The organism is Escherichia sp. MOD1-EC5189 (assembly GCF_002966045.1).
In the GTDB taxonomy this organism is placed as follows: Bacteria; Pseudomonadota; Gammaproteobacteria; order Enterobacterales; family Enterobacteriaceae; genus Escherichia; species Escherichia coli_F.
Map to the genome: position 1 here is coordinate 1 of NZ_PTRX01000091.1, position 1,258 is coordinate 1,258.

Genomic DNA, 1,258 nt, shown 5'->3' on the forward strand with positions numbered 1-1,258 from the left:
TGATCTTACCCAGCAATAGTGGACACGCGGCTAAGTGAGTAAACTCTCAGTCAGAGGTGACTCACATGACAAAAACAGTATCAACCAGTAAAAAACCCCGTAAACAGCATTCGCCTGAATTTCGCAGTGAAGCCCTGAAGCTTGCTGAACGCATCGGTGTTACTGCCGCAGCCCGTGAACTCAGCCTGTATGAATCACAACTCTACAACTGGCGCAGTAAACAGCAAAATCAGCAGACGTCTTCTGAACGTGAACTGGAGATGTCTACCGAGATTGCACGTCTCAAACGCCAGCTGGCAGAACGGGATGAAGAGCTGGCTATCCTCCAAAAGGCCGCGACATACTTCGCGAAGCGCCTGAAATGAAGTATGTCTTTATTGAAAAACATCAGGCTGAGTTCAGCATCAAAGCAATGTGCCGCGTGCTCCGGGTGGCCCGCAGCGGCTGGTATACGTGGTGTCAGCGGCGGACAAGGATAAGCACGCGTCAGCAGTTCCGCCAACACTGCGACAGCGTTGTCCTCGCGGCTTTTACCCGGTCAAAACAGCGTTACGGTGCCCCACGCCTGACGGATGAACTGCGTGCTCAGGGTTACCCCTTTAACGTAAAAACCGTGGCGGCAAGCCTGCGCCGTCAGGGACTGAGGGCAAAGGCCTCCCGGAAGTTCAGCCCGGTCAGCTACCGCGCACACGGCCTGCCTGTGTCAGAAAATCTGTTGGAGCAGGATTTTTACGCCAGTGGCCCGAACCAGAAGTGGGCAGGAGACATCACGTACTTACGTACAGATGAAGGCTGGCTGTATCTGGCAGTGGTCATTGACCTGTGGTCACGTGCCGTTATTGGCTGGTCAATGTCGCCACGCATGACGGCGCAACTGGCCTGCGATGCCCTGCAGATGGCGCTGTGGCGGCGTAAGAGGCCCCGGAACGTTATCGTTCACACGGACCGTGGAGGCCAGTACTGTTCAGCAGATTATCAGGCGCAACTGAAGCGGCATAATCTGCGTGGAAGTATGAGCGCAAAAGGTTGCTGCTACGATAATGCCTGCGTGGAAAGCTTCTTTCATTCGCTGAAAGTGGAATGTATCCATGGAGAACACTTTATCAGCCGGGAAATAATGCGGGCAACGGTGTTTAATTATATCGAATGTGATTACAATCGGTGGCGGCGGCACAGTTGGTGTGGCGGCCTCAGTCCGGAACAATTTGAAAACAAGAACCTCGCTTAGGCCTGTGTCCATATTACGTGGGTAGGATCA

1 protein-coding gene is annotated in these 1,258 nt (G+C 53.6%); it reads left to right on the plus strand.

Annotation, left to right across the window (positions count from 1 at the left end; translation table 11 throughout):
- Nucleotides 1–65 precede the first annotated feature (65 nt).
- Nucleotides 66–1,228, plus strand: a protein-coding gene (locus ATB02_RS25635; protein WP_085947771.1) for an IS3-like element IS3 family transposase whose coding sequence is annotated in 2 segments (ribosomal slippage) — nt 66–327 and nt 327–1,228 — 1,164 coding nt in all. Because the reading frame shifts where the segments join, the coding sequence is not laid out codon by codon here.
- Nucleotides 1,229–1,258 lie beyond the last annotated feature (30 nt).